The organism is Botrimarina sp. (assembly GCF_040219535.1).
Classification (GTDB): domain Bacteria; phylum Planctomycetota; class Planctomycetia; order Pirellulales; family Lacipirellulaceae; genus Botrimarina.
In genome coordinates this window covers 17,426-35,841 of the sequence record NZ_JAVJSH010000032.1, presented here as the reverse complement: position 1 = coordinate 35,841, position 18,416 = coordinate 17,426, and the positions used below count along the sequence as shown (strand labels likewise).

General features: G+C 69.0%; 16 protein-coding genes. 5 read left to right on the top strand and 11 right to left on the bottom strand.

The genetic code is table 11. The annotated features are described in order from the left end of the window. Positions 1-151: 151 nt before the first annotated feature. From RIC11_RS18300 to RIC11_RS18280, 5 genes are all read right to left on the bottom strand, one after another. Positions 152-1,495, bottom strand: a complete 1,344-nt coding sequence (locus RIC11_RS18300; protein ID WP_350213717.1) for an ABC transporter permease — start codon at positions 1,493-1,495, stop codon at positions 152-154. Between the two features lie 129 nt (positions 1,496-1,624). Further along, entirely contained in the window at positions 1,625-2,404 is a 780-nt protein-coding gene (locus RIC11_RS18295; RefSeq protein ID WP_350213716.1) for an ABC transporter ATP-binding protein, read from the bottom strand. A 56-nt stretch (positions 2,405-2,460) separates the two neighbouring features. Continuing rightward, positions 2,461-4,035, bottom strand: coding sequence for an efflux RND transporter periplasmic adaptor subunit (locus RIC11_RS18290; RefSeq protein WP_350213715.1), 1,575 nt, complete (start codon positions 4,033-4,035; stop codon positions 2,461-2,463). Between the two features lie 87 nt (positions 4,036-4,122). Continuing rightward, entirely contained in the window at positions 4,123-7,047 is a 2,925-nt protein-coding gene (locus RIC11_RS18285; protein WP_350213714.1) for a TolC family protein, read from the bottom strand. Between the two features lie 163 nt (positions 7,048-7,210). Further along, positions 7,211-8,020 carry a DUF726 domain-containing protein gene (locus tag RIC11_RS18280; RefSeq protein ID WP_350213713.1) on the bottom strand — a complete coding sequence of 270 codons (810 nt, stop codon included), beginning with the start codon at positions 8,018-8,020 and terminating at the stop codon, positions 7,211-7,213. Positions 8,021-8,187: 167 nt separating this feature from the next. Here RIC11_RS18280 and RIC11_RS18275 point away from each other — a divergent pair, with 167 nt between their 5' ends. Then, a complete protein-coding gene (locus RIC11_RS18275; protein WP_350213712.1) occupies positions 8,188-8,673 on the top strand; it encodes a hypothetical protein in 486 nt (161 codons plus the stop codon). Positions 8,674-8,838: 165 nt separating this feature from the next. On the opposite strand, the gene RIC11_RS18270 is transcribed toward RIC11_RS18275, so the two are convergent. The 3 genes from RIC11_RS18270 to eno form a co-directional block, all read right to left on the bottom strand. Further along, positions 8,839-9,066 carry a hypothetical protein gene (locus RIC11_RS18270; protein WP_350213711.1) on the bottom strand — a complete coding sequence of 76 codons (228 nt, stop codon included), beginning with the start codon at positions 9,064-9,066 and terminating at the stop codon, positions 8,839-8,841. Next, on the bottom strand, positions 9,059-9,331 hold the full coding sequence (locus tag RIC11_RS18265) for a BrnT family toxin (RefSeq protein WP_350213710.1): 273 nt from the start codon (positions 9,329-9,331) through the stop codon (positions 9,059-9,061). Before RIC11_RS18265 ends, RIC11_RS18270 begins: the two co-directional genes overlap by 8 nt. A gap of 128 nt (positions 9,332-9,459) precedes the next feature. Then, complete coding sequence (gene eno, locus RIC11_RS18260) at positions 9,460-10,743, bottom strand: phosphopyruvate hydratase (RefSeq protein WP_350213709.1); 1,284 nt, start codon at positions 10,741-10,743, stop codon at positions 9,460-9,462. Positions 10,744-10,960: 217 nt separating this feature from the next. On the opposite strand from eno, the gene RIC11_RS18255 reads away from it, so the two are divergent. After that, positions 10,961-11,659, top strand: coding sequence for an aspartyl/asparaginyl beta-hydroxylase domain-containing protein (locus tag RIC11_RS18255; RefSeq protein WP_350213708.1), 699 nt, complete (start codon positions 10,961-10,963; stop codon positions 11,657-11,659). A gap of 437 nt (positions 11,660-12,096) precedes the next feature. On the opposite strand, the gene RIC11_RS18250 is transcribed toward RIC11_RS18255, so the two are convergent. Both RIC11_RS18250 and RIC11_RS18245 read right to left on the bottom strand, forming a co-directional pair. After that, positions 12,097-12,687, bottom strand: a complete 591-nt coding sequence (locus RIC11_RS18250) for a PRC-barrel domain-containing protein (protein ID WP_350213707.1) — start codon at positions 12,685-12,687, stop codon at positions 12,097-12,099. A gap of 213 nt (positions 12,688-12,900) precedes the next feature. After that, on the bottom strand, positions 12,901-13,767 hold the full coding sequence (locus RIC11_RS18245) for an Fpg/Nei family DNA glycosylase (protein WP_350213706.1): 867 nt from the start codon (positions 13,765-13,767) through the stop codon (positions 12,901-12,903). A 324-nt stretch (positions 13,768-14,091) separates the two neighbouring features. Between RIC11_RS18245 and RIC11_RS18240 the strand changes: the two genes are divergently transcribed. Continuing rightward, a complete protein-coding gene (locus RIC11_RS18240; protein WP_350213705.1) occupies positions 14,092-15,678 on the top strand; it encodes a GNAT family N-acetyltransferase in 1,587 nt (528 codons plus the stop codon). A gap of 213 nt (positions 15,679-15,891) precedes the next feature. Beyond that, on the top strand, positions 15,892-16,287 hold the full coding sequence (locus RIC11_RS18235) for a Dabb family protein (protein WP_350213704.1): 396 nt from the start codon (positions 15,892-15,894) through the stop codon (positions 16,285-16,287). Here RIC11_RS18235 and RIC11_RS18230 read toward each other — a convergent pair. Then, a complete protein-coding gene (locus RIC11_RS18230; RefSeq protein ID WP_350213703.1) occupies positions 16,271-17,059 on the bottom strand; it encodes a hypothetical protein in 789 nt (262 codons plus the stop codon). The two genes, RIC11_RS18235 and RIC11_RS18230, sit on opposite strands and share 17 nt — an antisense overlap. A 230-nt stretch (positions 17,060-17,289) precedes the next feature. Here RIC11_RS18230 and RIC11_RS18225 point away from each other — a divergent pair, with 230 nt between their 5' ends. Beyond that, a complete protein-coding gene (locus tag RIC11_RS18225) occupies positions 17,290-18,270 on the top strand; it encodes a ferredoxin--NADP reductase (RefSeq protein ID WP_350213702.1) in 981 nt (326 codons plus the stop codon). Positions 18,271-18,416 lie beyond the last annotated feature (146 nt).

Here is an 18,416-nt window from a genome sequence, read left to right as displayed (position 1 = left end):
GAAGCCGGACCAAGCGGGCCCCACCATAGTGCCCCGAAGTGAAGCCCGCATGAAGAGGCCCGGCCGCCGGTCCGCTGGTTGCAAACGCCCGCATCCCCCCAAGAATCGGCCACTGACCACCGGCCACCGGCCTCAGGCCACCGGCCATTGCTCAGTCGTGCCGCAGGGCCTCGATCGGGTCGAGCCGCGCGGCGCGGATCGCCGGGTAGACGCCGAACGCGACCCCCACCACCACCGAGATGCCCATCGACAGCGGGATCGACCAGGGGACGATCTCGGGCTCGACGTTTCGGACCAGGTCGGGCACGGCGGCCATCTGCTCGGGGATCCAGCGCTCGAGCTGCGTCCGCAGGCCGATCGCTAGCGGCCGGCAGAACAACCCGCCGACCACTCCGAGCAGCCCGCCGACGACCGACAGCACGACGCTCTCGGTGAGGAACTGGCTGACGATGTCGCCGCGCTTCGCGCCCAGCGCGCGGCGGATGCCGATCTCGCGCGTGCGCTCGGTCACCGTGGCGAGCATGATGTTCATGATGCCGATGCCCCCCACGACCAGCGAGATCGCCGCGATCAGGCCCAGCAGCAGCATGAACATCAGCCGCGTGGTGTTGGCTTGTTCGAGCAGCTCCATCGGCACGGTGACCGCGTAGTCGCCCAGCGGGTGGTCCGCGGCGATCGTCGCGCGCACGAGGTCGGCCGTCGGCAGCACGGCCTCCTCGTCCGCCACGCGGAGCGTCACCTGCGAGAGCTGGATCAGGTCGCGGCGGAACTGGCCGGGCTGGATCTGGATGATCTGGTCGCCCAGGCGCCGCCACATGGTGCGGATCGGGATGTACACGTCCTTCGAGTAGTCCTCCGCGGCGAGCGACCCGCCCACGCCGGCCGACGCCGCGCGCGGGTCGCACACGCCGACGACCTTGTAGAACTCGTGGTCGACCTGCACCAGCTCGCCGATGGCGTCGCCCAGCGGGAACAGCCGCTCGGCCACGTTGGCCGACAGCGCGCAATGGTTCCGCTCCGACCGGCCGTCCATGTCCGAGAGGAAGCGCCCCTCGGCGACTCCCAACCGGGCGATCTCTTGGTACTCCGGCGTGCAGCCGACCAGGCGCCCTTCTAGCGCGCGGCGGCCGACGCGGAACTCGCACTTCATCTCGCGGATCGGGATCGCCTCGCCCGGCACGGGGAGCGACGCGAGCGTCGAAGACAGCTTCAGGTAGTCCGCGCGGGTCACGCCGTAGCCGCCGCCGTCGAAGTCGTCGCTGCCCGGCTTGATGGTGCGGAGGATGATGTTCCGCGCCCCTAGCGCGGCGATCTGCTCCTGCGACGCGCGGCTGATCCCCTCGCCGATCGCCAGCAGCCAAACGACGCTCGTCACCCCGATCAGGATGCCCAGCACCGTCAGCCCCGAACGCATCGGGTGCAGCAGCAGGCTCTTCACGCTCAGCGCAACCGTGCGGCGCCAGCGGGCGAGCTTGCTTAGCAGAGAGGGATTCATGGGGTTAACCGCGGAGGTGATCGCTAATGAGCAAAGAGCAAATCCCAATGACCAATGACAAGTGGCGTGGGCTCTAATCCTTATTGGTCATTGGGGCTTGGCCATTGGTCATTGCCTCTGCCTCCTTGGCTAATTCGCCCGCCGGCTCGACTCCAGCGCCCCCCGCGCGCCGTCGGGGTGGCCGTCGTACACAACCAGCCCGTCGCGCAAGACGACGGTCCGCTTCGTGAGGTCGGCCACCTCGGGTTCGTGGGTCACCAGCAGGATGGTGCGGCCCTCTTCGTTGAGCTGCGTGAGCAGGCCGAGGATCTCCCGCGTGGTCGACGTGTCGAGGTTGCCGGTGGGCTCGTCCGCCAAGAGGAATTGCGGGTCGTTGACCAGGCTCCGCGCGATCGCCACGCGTTGCTGCTGGCCGCCGGAGAGCTGCATCGGCCGGTGGTCCAGGCGGTCGCCAAGGCCCACGCTCGCGGCCAACTCCTCGCAGCGTCGGCGGCTGTCGCGCCCCAGCCGGCCGCTGTAGTGCAGCGGCAGCTCGATGTTCTCGACGACCGTCAGCGCCGGCAGCAGGTTGAACGACTGGAACACGAAGCCCAGGCGGCTCGCGCGCACGTCGGCGAGCTCGTCGTCGGACATCCGCGCGACGTTGTCCGGCCCCAGGTAGAACTCGCCGGCAGTGGGTCGGTCGAGGCAGCCCAGCAGGTTGAGCAGGGTGCTCTTGCCGCTGCCGCTGGGCCCCATGATCGACACGAAGTCGCCATCGGGCACGTCGAAAGACACGCCGCGTAGCGCGTGAACCGTGCCGCCGGCCAGCGGGTAAGCCTTCTCCAAGCCGCGGATGCTCGCCGCCACGCCCGGCTCGGGCGAACCTCGGCGATCGGTCACGGCGGCCTTCGGTGCGGCGATGCTCATCGGGCTCCGGCGGGTCGATCGGGCGGTCCCGGCGCGGGGGACGGCTGGCTCTGTGCTCAACCGGCGGAGGCCGCCGGCGTGGAGGAGCCCTCGGCGGCGACCTCGCCCGTGGCGGCGGGCTTGGCGGGCTCGGCCGGCTGTTGTTGCTCTGGCTGCTGTTGCTGCAACTCGCGCCAGTCACGGCCGTTCTCGACCGCCTGCTGCGCCTGGGTGGGCGCCAGTTCGGGCAGGTCGACGCGGCCAACCAGCTGCCGCGGGTTCATCGCGATCTGGTCGTTTTCCGAGAGGCCCTCCTTGATCACGAAGAAGCGGTCGTTCGTCGGGCCGAGTTCGACGGGCCGGGCGGCCAGTTCGTCGCCGCGTTGCACAAAGCAGTAGACCTCGTCGCCGTGCGCGTAAACCGACTGCACCGGGGCGACGAGCGTGTCGGGCTCGAACATCGCGCTGATCGTCACCGAGGCGGTCATGCCGGTCTTGACCAGCGACGAGTCGCTCTCGATGCCGACGAAGGCCTTGTAGTCCTTCACGTTCGCCCGGCGCCAGCTGGTGGGCTCCGCGTACTGGTTCACACGCTTCACGCGGCCGCGGAGCACGACGTCGCCGCCGCCGACCAGTCGGACCGCGGCGGGCATGCCCTCGCGCACGTACTGGATCAGCGACTCGTTGATCTCGACCGCGACCTCCATGCTCGACACGTCGGGCAAGCGGATGATCGTCTGCCGCTCGCGGATCACGGCGCCCTCCTCGACGACGAACTCGTCGCCGCCGCGTTGCTCTTCGCCGTGCGCGTAGATGACGGTGCCTTCGGCCGGCGCGGTGATCAGGCACTTGGCGATCTGGTCCTCGATCTCTTGGAGCTTGTCGACCTCGAGCTGGTAGCTGTTCTTGAGCGACTCCCACTTCGCCTGGGCGATCGCCGCGTCCGACTCGAGCTGCTTGAGCGTCTTCTCTTTGGTGAAGTCCTCCAGGACACGCAGCTTGGTCTTGGCCGCGTCGAGCTCTTTCTTCGACTTCTCTACGGCGAAGCGATCCGCCTCGAGCTGCAGCTCGCTCACGTAGCCCTTCGCGGCTAGTCGCTTGCTGTAGTCGACGTACTCCTCCGCGCGGCTCAGGTTCTCTTCGGCGACGAACACTTCCGACTCGATCGTCTGCCGCTCTTGAACGAACAGCCCCTCGAGGTACTCGCGCCGCGCGATGACGGCCGTCTCGTACAGGTTCTGCGCCTCGATGACGGCGGCCTCGGCCGTGTTCACGTTGATCTTCTGCAGCAGCCGGTCCGCTTCGAGCGCCGACGAGTCGAGCTCGACCAAGAAGTCGCCCTCCTTGACCTGGGTCCCCTCCGGCACGATCCGCAGGATCGCGTTGCCGGTCCCGCCGGACGACTTGACCTCCGACTTGACGTCCACGCCGCCGGCGGACTGGATCTCGCCGCGCTCGGTGATCTCCAGCGAGAAGTCTTGCCGGCCGACCGTGTGCAGCAGCGCGGTGTCCCCCTCCGAGGCGGCGCGAGCCGCCGCGGCGTTGCGCCACCACCACCAGCCCGCCCCCGCGCCCGCCGCTAGGACGACGAGCAACCAGAGCGCCACAGCGCCACGGCGGGGATCGGCTTTGTCGCGGGGAGCCATCGGCATCGGACTGTCAGGGGGATAAGCCGTCGGGCCCGGCGCCGCGGCGGTCGACGTGGCGAACCCGCCGGCACGCGCTTGCCCGGGAGTCCATTATTGCCGCCCCGCCGCCCCCCGCCCAGCCGCATCGACCAATTCTGGGCCGCGGTTTCTCCCGGCGGGCGGCGCCGCTGGCGGCGCTTCGGCGGTCACTCGGCTGGATCGGTACGCGGCGGCGACGTCGGGGTACCTCAGCGGCTCGGGCGCCGACTCTTCGGGGTCCACGGCCCCCGCCGCCGGCTGGGTCAACTCGGGATGGGTCAACTCGGGCGGACTCGGTCCCGGCTGGATCAGCTCCGGCTGGCGCAGCAGCGCCGGGGGGAGCCTCTTGGGTTCTACGCCGACAGGCGGGCAATGGATCGCCGTGATATCGCCGCCGCCCGGGCACGGGCCCAGCGGCAAGAACGCCTCGTAGGGGCCCTCGATCGGGACCCACATCCCGGTGGAATCGATCATCATGATCCCCAGGTCGAGCTCAAGATTGAACCGCTGCACACGGTTGTTCACCCACACCGAAAGCAGGTCGTTCTGCGCGCTGAGCAGGTCGCCGAGGGCCTGCACCAGGTCGCGCGCGGTCGTGTCGCCGAACTGCTCCTCCTCGCCGGGGCGGGGCGGCTCGACCAGGCGCAGTTGGGTGAGGTCGACCTGCGCGATCGCCACCAGCACCGCCTCGCGCCGGAGCTCGAAGTTCACCTCGTTCAGCCGGATCTGCCGGAGCGTCGCCCGCAGGCTCTGGCTCACCCGGTCGACAAACTGGTAGTAGCTCCGCCGCGCCTGCTGGTACTCGATCAGCGACTGGCGGTACACGTTGCGTTCCCCGAGCCGCGACGTGGGCGAGTCGAACTGCAGCCCGACCCGCAGCGAGCCGTTCTCGTGGTTCAGGTCGAACGGGTTCTGCCCGACGTTCCCGATGTCGCCGGAGAAAACGATGTCTAGCGCCGACCGCAGGTCGTTCGCGTTGAAGTTGATCAGCCGCCACTGATCCACGAGCGACGCCCGCGCGTTCGCCCAGTCGCGGCGGTTCACGCTGGCGATCTCCAGCGCGTCCTCGGGCGTCAGGCGGGTGGGCGCCAGGTCGAGCGAGTCGAGCCGCGTGCGCGCCTGGAGGATCGACAGCTCCAGCAGCAGGCTCGAGAGCCGGCGCAGTAGGCGGGTTTCTTGCTCGGTGGTCGGCCCGTCGAGCTCGGCTTGCAGCTCGGCGAAGGCCTCGCGCCAGAGGCCGAGGTCCAGCTCGATCGCCGAGGCGCGCTCGTCGAGCCGCTCGGTCGAGAAGAACGATGCGTCGATCTGTGCGTCGGCCACCTCGGGCCGCGCGCCGATCTCGATCAGGTGCTCGCGCCGCTCGGGCAGCGCGTCTTGCAGCCGCATGTAGTCTTCCTCGACCACGGCGAGCTGCTCGGCCGCCTGGGCCACGAGCCGCCGCAGCTCCTCGCCGCGCGACGGCGCGACCGGCTCGGCGGGCACGGCTTCCGGCGCGCCGTCCGCGGGGAGGGCGGCCGGCGTGTCCGCGTCGGCCACGCTCGGCGAAGGTTCGCCCAGCGAAGGGCCGCCCGGCGGAGGGATGCTCAGCGGCGGCGCCGTTTCGATCATCTCGCCCTCGGGCGCGGCGATCGGCTCGACCGGCTCGACGAGCGTCGCGGCGACGGCGTCTTGCACCTCGGTGATGTCGGGGCTGAGCAGCTCGAACGACTCGAGCAGCGGGTCGTCGACGACCAGTTCGAGGTCGGGCGGCAGTCCGAGGTCAATCTTGAAGCCGTCCAGGCGCGTCTGGTAGCCGGCCTCGGCGTTCAGCAGCTGGCTCTGTGCGTTGAACAACGCCTGCCGCGCCAGGTCGACCTGGAAGCGGTCGATCCGCCCCGCGTCGTAGGAGGCCTCGAGCTGCAGCGTGCTGTCGCGGAGCGCGGCCACGTTGGCCCGCTGGTTGGCGAGGACCTGGCGGGTTTGTAGCAAGCCGAGGTAGCCGCCGGCCGCTTGCGCGCCGGCCTCGCCGCCGCCGCCGATGCCGCCGCCGCCGAACCCACCGAAGCCGCCGATCCCCAGCCCCACGCCGGCGAAGTTGGCGATGCCCGCTCCGCCGAGCAGGCCGCCGCGGCGGACGGGGCCGGAGCCGGTGCCCCGGCCGGTCACGACGTTCACGTAGTACTCGCGCTGGAAGCGTTCCATCGAGCGCACGTTGGCCAGCAGCGCGCGCTCGGCCACGGTCAGCACCTCGAGCACGCGGACCCGGCCGCCGCCGCGGAGCAGCGGCTGGACCATCGTGAAGTCGAGCAGCGAGAAGCCGGTGTAGTTGTTCTGCCCCGAGAACTGCCAGACGAGCGTGTTCGCGAAGCTCGCCACGATCTCTCCGCCCAGCGCGGTGGTCCGCTCCAGCCGCCACGGGTTGAACGCCGACGGGCCGGCCGCCGCGCTGCTGGGCGAGACAAAGAGCTGGCTGCTCGACGCGCCCCCGCCACGCACGCGGCCGAGCGACACGTAGTCGATAGCCGCCCCGCCGAACAGCTGCACGTCGAACTGGAACCGCTCGAACGCGACGTCGAGGGCCGACAGGTACAGCTCTTCGAGCTCTTGTTGGTAATCCGGGTCGTGGACCAGGCCCACCCGCACCGCGCCGGTCGTGTCGAGGACCAGCCGGCCCCGCTCGTCGACCGGCAGCATCGCCCGCCACGACGGGTTTTCGACGAACGGCGTGCGCGGCGCGTCGCGGTAGTAGTAGGTCCCTTTCTTGCCGTCGATGCGGTGCAGGTAGCGGTGCGAGACCGGGTCGTCCGGCGGCATCGGCGGGTGGTCGGGGTCGTTCTCGTCGTACATGCGAGAACGCGGCTCGATCGCCAAGCGGTACTCGCCCAAGTCGCCCCCCACGGCGGTCGACTTCTGGTCGATCAGGCAGTACGCGTCGCGGTCGGCGGTGACCCGCGCGCGGGTGCGGCTGCACCCGGCGAGCGGCGCCAGCACCGCGGCGACGACCAGCAGACTTGGCAACAGAGCTCGCAACGCCTGCCCCGGGGTTCTCGAGGAACACCGGGCCGCCCCCCTTCCGGCGACCCACAACGACGGCGCGGCGGGGCCGGACCGTCTCTGGAGTCGATCGACCAGCGGGGGCCGCCGGCTTGACCCGCAAAACCGGCAACGTCAACCAAACCGGTCAGACCGACCCGGGCAGCGAACCGGCGTGCCGCGGCACGCCCGGCAGCGGGGGGCCGCTCGCTTCGGGCCAAACGGCGGGCAGGACCGACGACAGGTGCGTCCAGTGCTGCACGTGGTTTACGCCGTGGGTCTCGTGGTTGATGACCCGCGCGTGGCCGAGCACCTCGATCTGCGGCAGCGGCCGGTTGCCGACCCGCCGGCGCAGGTCGGGCGTCATCCAGAGGATCCGGTCGCGTGGCGAGTACGCGTTGTAGACCCGGCCGTCGAGCCGCGCGACACACTGCGGCCAGTCGGCCGCGTCGAGGTCGGCCGCGCCGGCCAGCAGCACCGCGTCGTGCAGCCACAGCGTGTCGGCGTCGGGGCTGCCCAGGCAAGCGTGCACGACCCGCGCGCCCAGCGAGTGACCGACCAGGTTCACCGGTCGACCGCCGGCTACCCGTGCGATGCGGGCAGCCAGCGACCGGCCGACGCGGTCGGCGCGGCGTTCCATCAGCTTGTACTGCATCGCCTCGTGCACGCCGACCACGCCCGCGTCGGCGAGGATCGTCCACGGCGACAGCATCCGCGGCACGCGGGCCGCGCGGTAGGCCGCCCGCAGGCTGGCGAAGCGGGCCGAGTCGGCCCACGCGCCGGACATCCAGCGGAGCAGGTAGTTCTCGCCAGCGACCCCGGTCCGCCGCACCCGCGCCCGCGCCGCCTCGACCGCGCGGGTGGCGCCCATCGAGCGGTAGCCGTGGATGAACACGTTGACCCGGTCGGCCGGCGGCGCGTCGGGGTCGACCGGGATCAGTTCTGCCGAGAGAGTCAAGTTGTTCGCCGCGCCGGGTCGGTGGTTCGTTTTCCGCTGCTCTGGAGTTTAACGCGAAATCGGTTTGCCGGCGTGCGCCGGCAGCAAGAGAATCGGCCCTCGAGCGGATAGCGGCGAGCGAGAGCCGCCGCCTTTTCACGTCGTGCCCCGCAAAGGAGTCTCTACCGATGGTCCGATCCCGCCCCGTTTCCGCAGCCGCCGCTTGCCTGGCGGCGGTCCTGGCCGGCGCCCTCGCCGTGGCCGAGCACCACGAGGATCACTCCCAGAGCGGAAAGTGGTTCGACCCGGCCAACTGCGTGATGTGCAAGCCGATGGCCGACAAGCCCGAGCTGATGCACGCGATCAAGTGGGAGACCCACAAGCTCGACAACGGCGCCGTGATGACCGCCGTCGCGCCCAAGGGCATGCAAGACGAGTTCGACGCGGTCTGCCAGAAGATGCACAGCAAGCAGCCGCAGCCCGGGGACAAGCTGTGCGGCTTCTGCCAGGCGTTCGGCAAGCTGATGCGCGAGGGCGCCAAGGTCCAAGAGGTCGACACCGACTTCGGCAACCTGACACTCGTCACGGCCGACGATGACGCCACGGTCGAGAAGATCCACGAGTTCGCCCAGCGGACGATCGAAGAGACGAAGAAGATGGAGGGGGAGGACTAGGAAACCCGAAGCCGACATTTTGCGAGGCGTGAGCAGCTTGCTGCGAACTTGCCCAGGTTGGAAAACGCCGGGACGGCGTTTTTCAGCGGGTGGCTAAGCCTCCGCCGCAACGTGATCGCTAAGCCTTTCGGGGGCGGGCCGCTCGTCGAGCGGCTCGCCCTTCCTTCATGACGCCTCGGCCGATTTCGATCGCTCGATCAGGCTACGCAGCGCCGTGTTAACCGCCTCGCTGGTGGGAAAGGCCTTCTTCACATCGGGGTCGAGCAGCACGACGTTCGTGCCCTCGCGGAAGCGATCGACGTAGAGTCCTCGCCCCCGTGACTTCATCTTGGAAAAGTCGTATTCGGGGCGGAGGTCGTCGTCCAGTTCATTGTCGAGTTGGTTGTCAGCCATTTTCGTAGCGTTCGCGTTCAGTTCTTGATGCACGGCGAGCGCTGATCAGCCGCGCCACGCCGTCGCGATCGGTAAAACTAACGACGAGCAACCGACCGCGATCGCTTTGCCCCAAGACAATCGCTCTTTCCTCGTAATCCGAATGGTCGACGTCGTCGAAGAATTCGCCCAGCGGATCACCAAAGACGGTCGAAGCCTCCCTGAATGATACCCCGTGCTTACGGAGATTCAGCGAGGCTTTTTGGCGATCCCACTCGAATTCCATGCCCGCAGCGTAGTCAAACCTGGGCGCTATCGCCGAGCGCAAAAGCGAGCGGGCGGACAGGGTCTGACCCGCTCTGATTCATCGTCGCTTGGCGATTGTAGCGCTCTTGGCGGCGCCGCGGTTTCGCTTTACCCCAGCCGCTTGGCGAACTTCGGCCCGCCGTACAGGGCGCCGTCGCCGAGTTGCTCCTCGATCCGCAGGAGCTGGTTGTACTTGGCCATGCGGTCCGAGCGGCTGGCCGATCCGGTCTTGATCTGGCCGGTGCTGAGGGCCACGGCCAGGTCGGCGATCGTGCTGTCCTCGGTCTCGCCGGAGCGGTGCGACGTGACCGACGTGTAGCCGTTGTCGTGGGCCAGGTGGATCGCGTCGATCGTTTCGGTGAGCGTGCCGATCTGGTTGACCTTGATCAGGATGCTGTTGCCGACGCGCTCGTCGATGCCGCGCTGGAGCCGCTCGACGTTGGTGACGAACAGGTCGTCGCCGACCAGCTGGCACTTGTCGCCGATCTTCTGGGTGAGCAGCTTCCAGCCCTCCCAGTCGTCCTCGCTGCAGCCGTCTTCGATGCTGCAGATCGGGTGCTTGTCGACCCACGAGGAGAGCAGCTCGACCATGCCCATCGGGTCGAGCTCCTGGCCGTCGATCGTGTAGACGTTCTTGCTCGAGTCGTAGAACTCCGTGGCCGCGCAGTCCATCGCGAACCAGACCTGCTCGCCCGGCTTGTAGCCGGCGTTCTCGATGGCGGTGAGGATCACGTCGAACGCCTCGGCGTTCGCGCCGAGGTTCGGGGCGAAGCCGCCCTCGTCGCCGACGGAGGTCGAGAGGCCCTTGTCGCTGAGCACCTTCTTCAGGTGGTGGAAGATCTCGCATCCGCAGCGGAGGGCCTCGCTGAACGTGTCGAAGCCCAGCGGCATGACCATGAACTCTTGGATGTCGACCGAGTTGTCCGCGTGCTCGCCGCCGTTGAGGATGTTCATCATCGGCGCGGGCAAGAGCCGCGCGTTCGAGCCGCCCAGGTAGCGGTACAGCGGCAGCTCGCAGCAGCGGGCCGCCGCGTGCGCGGTGGCCAGCGACACGCCGAGGATCGCGTTGGCGCCGAGCTTCTTCTTGTTGGGCGTACCGTCGAGGTCGAGCATCCGCTGGTCGACGCCGATCTGGTCGAAGCCGTCCATGCCGATCAGCTCGTCGGCGATCACCTCGTTCACGTTCTCGACGGCCTTCAGCACGCCCTTGCCCAGGAAGACCGACTTGTCGCCGTCCCGCAGCTCGTTGGCCTCGTGTGCGCCGGTGCTCGCCCCCGAGGGCACGGCCGCGGTGCCGACCGAGCCGTCGGCCAGCGTCACGTCGACCTCGACCGTCGGGTTGCCGCGGCTGTCGAGGATCTGGCGGGCATGGATGTCGACGATCGTGCTCATGGCGAGGCTGCAGGCTGGAGGCCGGAAGGACTTGGGTTAGCGAGCCGCCATTCTAGGGGGGCCCCACCGGCTGTCGAGCGCCCCGGTCCGGCGCCGAGCGGCGGCTGTGCGGGTCGTCCGGGCCGCGGCGAGAAATCTCGTTTGGACCGCGCGGGCGGCCGAGCCTATCTTCGGTTAGGCGCCGATCGATAAGCCGACTCGCCAGGAGGTCGACCCCGTGGGGGCACTGCAGCAACTCGCTAACCGCTGGTTCTGGAAGGGCGTGGGCGGCGACTCGCGGCCGGTCGTCTACGACATCGACGCCACGTACCCGGCCCTGCGCCGCCTCGAGGCGCCCGACGCGCTGGCCGCGATCCGCGGCGAGCTGGCCGGCATCCTGCCCGACCGCGACGACATCCCCCGCTACCACGAGCTCGACCCGGGCCGCTCCCACATCAGCTCCGACGCCGACGGCGAGGCCAGCTGGCGGGTCTTCATGCTCTACGCGATGGGCGCCAAGCCCGAGCAGAACCGCCGCCGCTGCCCCGAGACCTGCCGGCTGCTCGACGAGATCCCCGACCTGTTCCAGGCGTTCTTCAGCATCCTCGAGCCCCACAAGTCGGTCCCGCCCCACGAGAGCCCCTACGCGGGCTACCTGCGGTACCACCTGCCGCTCATCGTACCGACCGACAACCCGCCCCGCATGCGGGTCAAGGACTACTGGCACACGTGGAAGGAAGGCCAGGGGCTCCTCTTCTGCGACTACTGGGAACACGAGGTCGAGAACCACTCCGACCAGGTCCGCGTGGTGCTGATCGTCGACCTGTTCCGGCCGATGCCGCCGGCGCGCGATTGGGTCAACCGGCTGGTGACCCGCACCGTGCTGAAGCGGCGGTACGGCAAGAAGATCGCCGCGGGGCAGCAGCCCGACCTCTGAGCGGGCCTTCGGAATTCGCCCCTTCGGAAGTCGCCTAGCGGCAAGGGCTCTGTGCTTAGCTTTACGCACCCCGCATCGGTCTTTGATCGGAACGCGACAGACGTGACAAACGCGGCGCGCGTTTTTTTGCGTGTGTCGTTATTCGCGGCCAAAACGGGCCTTTAGGCGTTCCCGCGCAAGGACTTAGGGAAGCGTTACACCTCGCCGCCGGATTCCGCCCCTTTCGGCCGCCTGGTCCGAGCCTGGGTCGCAGCATTTTCGCGGCGCCGCGGTGGGCGGGCGATTGAAATAGCCACCGATCGCTGATAGCCCGGCTCGGCACGGGCTGCATAGTGACGGCTGCGAAACGCAAGCAGCCCCCTCCTCCGCGAACGGAAGAGGGGGCCGCTCTATTTGAATCGGGCCGCTGGCCCGTGAGGGTTGGTCGTCCGCGAGCGTCAGCGGGCGTTTTGCTGGCCCGGCTGACGGGTCGACGACTGCTGCGAGTCGTATTGCTGGCGGTTGTTTTGCTGCTCCCAGTTCTTGTCCGCTTGCTGCGGCCAATTGTCCTGGTTGAAGCCCTTGGCGTTCTCGAGCTGCTCCTTCGACACATTGAGGATGCAGCGTTGCTCGCCGTCTTTCTGCTGGTGCTTGAACGCGCTGAAGGGGACCGCGTGCAGCGCGTCGCCGAGGCCGAGGAAGCCGCCGGTGGAGAGCGCGACGTACTTGATCTCGCCGGACTGCGCGTCGAGCACGACGTCGTCGATCGAGCCGATCTGCTCGTCTTGGCCGTTGTAAACGGCCTTGTCCATCATCTGGCTCGCGCGGACGAGGCCCTGCGGCAGCTTCTGGTTGCTGCTGTCGCTCTGGCTCCGGTCGTACTGCCGCTGGTTCTGCCGCTGATCGCTGAGGCGGTCGCGTTGATTCTGCTCAGCGACCGGCTTCTGAGCTTCGTAAGCCGGCGTGGCTTGGCCGGGCGCCTGGGCCCAGAGGGCCGCGGGCGTGAGGCCCAGCGCGAGCGCGACGCCGAAAAAAGTGGAGTACTTCATCGTAGGTTCCTTGGTATGGGTGGCGCCGCTGGGCGGCGATCGGGACGCCTACCACCTAGGCGAATGCCGGACCAAACGGCGCCGCCTCCCCGGAAAGGGGTAGGAGGACCGCGTAGCTGGACGCGCGCGAGTCGATAGCCCCCGCGGCCGTGGTCCAAAGCGGATCGAGTCGATCGCCCGGCGATCCGCTGCCAGCTCGCCCGGCGCGTCGGCCTAGCCGCAACCCTTGATTGGCGGCTGGCGACGCTGGCGCTCGGCGTCGGCAAGCGGCGCCGGGCGGCCGGCGGCCGGCTGGCACGCGGGGCACCAGAACGTGGTGCGGCCCGCGTCCCCTTGGCGGCGGAGGAGGATCACCGCGCCGCACTCGAAGCAGGGCTCGCCGCGGCGGCCGTACACCCAGTGGCGCCGGCCGTCGGCCCGGAAGCGCGTCACCCGGGGGCCGGCGCCGCGGTTCAGGCGCATCAGCCGGCGTGTCTCGGCCAGGTAGTTCAGCAGCCGCTCGTCGGCGAGGTCGCCGACCCGCGTCCACGGGTTGATCCGCGCGAGGAAGAGGGTCTCGCTCTTGTAGACGTTGCCGATCCCGGCGGCGATCGTCTGGTTCATGACGGCCTCGCCGATCGGCGCGGCGTTGTGCACACGCATCCGGGCGAGCGCCGCGCGGAGGTCGCTGTCGTGGAGCATCAGGTCGGGCCCGAGCCGCGCCAGGTAGCCGTTGCGGCGGTGGCGGGTCTCGCTGACGAGCTCGAGCAGCTTGGGGCTGAAGCAGACGACCGCGTGCACGCCGGTCGACACGGCGAGCGCGGCGCTGGTGGGCCGCTTGCGCCACGGCTCGCCGAGCGGGTACACGTGCCAGCTGCCGGTCATCCCCAGGTGGGAGTGGACGACCCGCTGGTCGTCGAGCGAGACGACGAGGTGCTTGCCGCGGGCCTCGACACGAACGATCGTGCGGCCGACGAGCGACGCCGCGTCGATCGGCTCGACGGTCGTGCGGTCGGAGCTCGTCGCGGCGACGACCCGCCGGCCTTCGAGCACCGGCCGGAGGTTCGCCGCGACGCGGTACAGGGTGTCTCCCTCGGGCATCCGTGCTCGCTCCGTGCGGGTCGCGTGCTGTGGCGGTCCGCTCAGTAACCGGCATTTCTATGGTTTCGTCAACGGATCGACCCTCGCGCCGAGACCCCCAGACGCGGGGCCCGATCTCCTTTCCGCCTTCGCGACTTTGCGCGCGTCAAGAATTCTCATCGGATTGATGTCACGCAAAGGCGCGAAGGCGCAAAGGAATCGCTGGCGCGTTTCTCTTCTGTCTCTACCTCTACGACTCTGCGCGAGACGAACCCATCTTGCGAAGCAGGAAGGGCGGGCGGATAGTCACGCGCGTTGACTGGAACATTCGCCGAAGAGGAATCGATGGCTAAGAAGCGCGCCGCGGCCGGGGACGACGGGGTCACGATCCGCCGGTGGAAGAAGTCGGACCTGCCGGCGATCGTCGCTTGCCAGCGGGCCGCATATCCGAACCTGCCGAACGAGAGCCTGCAGGACGAGCGGAAGCTCGGCATGCAGCTGGCCGCGTTCCCCGAGGGGCAATTCTTGGCCGAGGCCGGCGGCGAGGTGATCGGCTACTCGACGAGCCTGATCGTCATCCTCGACGACGAGTCGCCGTGGCACTCGTACGACGAGATCACCGCCTCGGGGACGTTCGGCACGCACGACCCGGCCGGCGACACGCTCTACGGGTCGGACATCGCCGTCACGCCCGAGTGGCAGAGCCAGGGGGTGGCCTCGCGTCTGTACCGACGGCGGAAGACCCTGATGAAGCGGCTCAACCTGCGGCGGATGGTCGCCGGCGGGCGGCTGCCGGGCTACGCGGAGCACGCCAAGCGGCTGTCGCCGATGCAGTACGTCGAGGCGGTGCGTCAGGGCGCGCTGAACGACCCGGCCCTCTCGGCCCACCTGTCGGCGGGGTACGAGGTGCTCGGCGTGCACTACGGGTACCTGAGCGACACCGACAGCATGAACTACGCGACGCTGCTCGAGATGCCGAACAAGTCGTTCGACCCCGCGCGGCGGATGATCGCCGGCGCGCCGATCCGCCGGACCGTGCGCAAGGTGCGTGTGTGCGCGGCCCAGTACCAGGTGCGGCCGCTGGAGAGCTGGGATCAGTTCGAGCGGCAGGTCGAGTTCTTCGCCGACACGGCGAACGAGTACCACTGCCACTTCCTGCTCTTCCCGGAGATGTTCACCGCGCAGCTCTTCAGCCTGATCTCGCCCGACCTCTCGTCGATGGAGGCCGTGCGCGAGGTGGCCGCCATGCACGAGGGGTACAAGAACCTCTGCCTGAGGATGGCCGAGAAGCACGGCCTGTACCTGGTGGGCGGGTCGCACCCGGTCGTCGACGAGGCGGGCGACCTGCTGAACGTCGCGCACCTGTTCACGCCGGCGGGCAACGTGTACACGCAGCCGAAGCTGCACATCACGCCGTGCGAGCGCGACTACTACGACATGCAGCCCGGCGACACGCTGCGGGTGTTCGACACGCCGTTCGGGCGGATCGGCATCTTGATCTGCTACGACATCGAGTTCCCCGAGCTGGCCCGGCTGCTCACCCAGCACGGCGTCGAGGTGCTGTTCGTCCCCTTCGCGACCACCGAACGCAAGGGCTACCACCGCGTGCGGTACTGCGCTCAGGCGCGGGCCGTGGAGAACATGATCTACGTGGTGATGGCCGGGTGCGTGGGCAACCTGCCGCAGGTGCACAGCTTCTTGATCAACTACGGCCAGGCGGCGGTCTGCACGCCGTGCGACTTCGCGTTCCCGAAGGACGGCATCATGGCCGAGGCGGAGCCGAACAACGAGATGGTCGTCATCGCCGAGCTGGACCTCAACGACCTCGCCGTGCAGCGGAGCATCGGCACCGTCAGGCCGCTGCAAGACAAGCGCAACGACCTCTACCGGGTGACCTCGTTCATCCCGATCGAGACCGTGCACGTGCGGTAGAGCCGCGGGAGGGCGCGAAGACCCACTGCCCACTGCCCACTGACCACTGACCACTGACCAATTGGGCGACTGGCGCGCTCGTTCATTGGTCAGTGGGGCTTGGCCATTGGTCATTCTCCACGGGTCGTTCGATTGAAAAACGAGCCGCCGGAGGGGAAAGTGGCGTCGGCCCAGGGCCGCTCTCTCGATCGATCTCTCACCGGAGACCCGCCGATGACTCTGCTTCGCACGCTCGCCGTTGTCCTGTTCGCTTCGGTCGCCGCCGCGGCGCCGCAGGCGCATATGGTGTTCTTCACGCTGGCCGATCCGAGCGAGGAGAACCGCGACATGCTGGTGGCCGCTTGCCACGAGCACCTGTCGGGGCACGAGGGGACGATCTATTTCTCGGTCGGCGAGATCGCCGCCGGCCGGGACCGGGACGTGAACGACCAGGCGTTCCACGTCGCGCTGCACATGGTGTTCGACAGCCCCGAATCGCACGACAAGTACCAGACGCACCCGCGGCACCTGAAGTTCATCGCCACGGCCAAGTCGCTCTTCTCGGGCGTGCGGGTGTTCGACTCGGACCTCGTGCCCGCGAAGGAGGCGTCGGTCAGCGTCGACCAGTAGCGGCCCCCAACAGCGCGACGGCCACCAGAGCCGCGGCGGCCGGCTCGGGCGCGGCGGCGGCGGCGAGCGGCGATTCGGAGCGGTCGCGCCAGACGGTGTAGTCGGCCGCGTCGACGAGCAAGTCGCCGTTGCCGTCGGCCGTGACCTGGGGGCCCGAGTCGCCGTACTCCTGCACCCACCGCTGGTAGTCTAGCTGGTCCACCGCGCCGTCGGCGGTGTAGTCGGCCGCGTCGAAGGCGATCCCTTCCAGGACGATCACGGCCTCGACGCGGATCGCCTCGATGTCGAGCGTGCCGAAGGCCGTGTCGACCTGGCCCAGCATGATGTTCGTGAACGACGCTTGGCCGAAGCCCGACGAATCGACCTCGATCAGCACGTCGGCCGACGTGCCGCTGGTCGGGTCGTCGAGCCGCTCGTTGAGCAGCACCGCCGGGAGCGAGGGCGCCTCGCCGCCGCCGGCCAGCGGGAACGAGTCGCCGACAGGGTCGGTCACGTCGACCGTGATGGTCGTGAAGAGGAAGCGTGCGTCGGCCTCGATGGTGGTGATCTCGTAGTCGTAGAAGTAGGCGTCGAGGTTCAGGTCGATCGCCGTGGGCGAGGTCCAGAACGCCGACGACTGGTCGCTGGTGATCGTCTGGTCGATCGTCCAAGTGACCGACGACTGGCCCAGAGCGGCCGGGGCGGCGGCCAGCAGGCCGGCGCAGAGGCCGGCGCACAGCAGGCGTGTGCAGAGCACGCCCGTGCGAAGCAGCGGCGGGGCGGGGCGGTTCATCGGCGTCGGCGGCTCGGGATGGGGAAGCTGCGGCGGTGTGATCCCACCTTAGCCGGCCGGTGCGCGCCCCGGCAACTAAGCGGAAGCCGGACAGTCCCCTGCGCGACCGCCGCATGGCCCCGCCCGGTCGGCTCCGCTATCCTGTGGCGCCAGACGGGGCGCCGCCGCCCCGACGACACGCCGCCGCCTGCGCCCGGAATTTCGAGAGGCGCCCGGACCAGGACTCGACGATGGGGACGCACAGCGACTTGCTATCGGACGAAGAGGTCGAATCCCTCCGCGCCGAGAAATACAACGCGACGATCACGCACCTGGAGAAGCCCAACCCGCGGCTGATGCGGATGCGGGTGCGTCTGGACGACGGCGTGCAGCCCGAGGGGGTCGCGCTGGGCTACGAGCCGGGGCAGTACACGACGCTCGGCCTGGGCTACTGGGAGCCGCGCCACCCGGAGGCCGACCCCGAGCAGCTCGACGAGAAGACCGTGCGCCGCGTGGCGAAGCGGGCCTATTCGGTCAGTTGCCGCTTGCTCGACGAGAGCGGCAAGGTCCAGGCGGCGGGTCCCGAGGACGAGCCGGAGTTCTATATCGCGCTGGTGACCGAGGCGGAAAAAGCCCCCCCGGCGCTCACGCCGCGGCTGTTCCTCTGCGAGGTGGGCGACCGCCTGGAGATGAGCCCGCGCCCGAAGGGGCACTTCACGCTGGGCGATATCCAGCCGACCGACGACGTCCTGTTCGCCGGCACCGGCACCGGCGAAGCGCCGCACAACGCGATGCTTTCCAAGCTGCTCGCCGAGGGCCACCGGGGGCGGATCGCGAACGTGTGCTGCGTGCGTTACAAGGCGGACCTGGGCTACACGCGGGAGCACGATCGGCTGATGGCCGATTTCCCGAACTACCGCTACGTGCCGCTCACCACCCGCGAGAGGGAGAACCGCGACAAGGCCGACCCGGGCTACGTCGGCGCCCTCTACGTGCAGGACCTGCTAGCTAGCACGCACTGCGCGGCGCGGCTGGGGTTCGAGCTGAACCCCGACTCGACGCACGTGTTCCTCTGCGGCAACCCGGCGATGATCGGCATCCCCAACAAGCCCGACCACCCCGACGGCCGCTACCCCACGCCCCGCGGCGCGGTCGAGGTGCTCGAGGGCCTCGGATTCCGGGCCGACGAGCCCAAATCACCGGGGAATATCCACTACGAGAAGTACTGGTAAACCCGGCCTGTCCGCCGCCGTCGCAGCACATCGCGCGCCGGCGTTTTTCGAGCAATTCCGAAAATTTCGCAAGTTCTTGCGAGGTTTTCCCCATCCTAGCGGGTACGATTTCGCCTTCTCACGAGGCGATGGCCGGGCTCAGTTGG

What these genes read in the sequence shown, in the direction of transcription:
- RIC11_RS18300 (WP_350213717.1), bottom strand. Translation starts at nt 1,495, where the DNA reads ATGAATCCCTCTCTGCTAAGCAAGCTCGCCCGCTGGCGCCGCACGGTT.
- RIC11_RS18295 (WP_350213716.1), bottom strand. Translation starts at nt 2,404, where the DNA reads ATGAGCATCGCCGCACCGAAGGCCGCCGTGACCGATCGCCGAGGTTCG.
- RIC11_RS18290 (WP_350213715.1), bottom strand. Translation starts at nt 4,035, where the DNA reads ATGCCGATGGCTCCCCGCGACAAAGCCGATCCCCGCCGTGGCGCTGTG.
- RIC11_RS18275 (WP_350213712.1), top strand. Translation starts at nt 8,188, where the DNA reads ATGGTCCGATCCCGCCCCGTTTCCGCAGCCGCCGCTTGCCTGGCGGCG.
- RIC11_RS18270 (WP_350213711.1), bottom strand. Translation starts at nt 9,066, where the DNA reads ATGGCTGACAACCAACTCGACAATGAACTGGACGACGACCTCCGCCCC.
- RIC11_RS18265 (WP_350213710.1), bottom strand. Translation starts at nt 9,331, where the DNA reads ATGGAATTCGAGTGGGATCGCCAAAAAGCCTCGCTGAATCTCCGTAAG.
- eno (WP_350213709.1), bottom strand. Translation starts at nt 10,743, where the DNA reads ATGAGCACGATCGTCGACATCCATGCCCGCCAGATCCTCGACAGCCGC.
- RIC11_RS18250 (WP_350213707.1), bottom strand. Translation starts at nt 12,687, where the DNA reads ATGAAGTACTCCACTTTTTTCGGCGTCGCGCTCGCGCTGGGCCTCACG.
- RIC11_RS18245 (WP_350213706.1), bottom strand. Translation starts at nt 13,767, where the DNA reads ATGCCCGAGGGAGACACCCTGTACCGCGTCGCGGCGAACCTCCGGCCG.
- RIC11_RS18240 (WP_350213705.1), top strand. Translation starts at nt 14,092, where the DNA reads ATGGCTAAGAAGCGCGCCGCGGCCGGGGACGACGGGGTCACGATCCGC.
- RIC11_RS18235 (WP_350213704.1), top strand. Translation starts at nt 15,892, where the DNA reads ATGACTCTGCTTCGCACGCTCGCCGTTGTCCTGTTCGCTTCGGTCGCC.
- RIC11_RS18230 (WP_350213703.1), bottom strand. Translation starts at nt 17,059, where the DNA reads ATGAACCGCCCCGCCCCGCCGCTGCTTCGCACGGGCGTGCTCTGCACA.
- RIC11_RS18225 (WP_350213702.1), top strand. Translation starts at nt 17,290, where the DNA reads ATGGGGACGCACAGCGACTTGCTATCGGACGAAGAGGTCGAATCCCTC.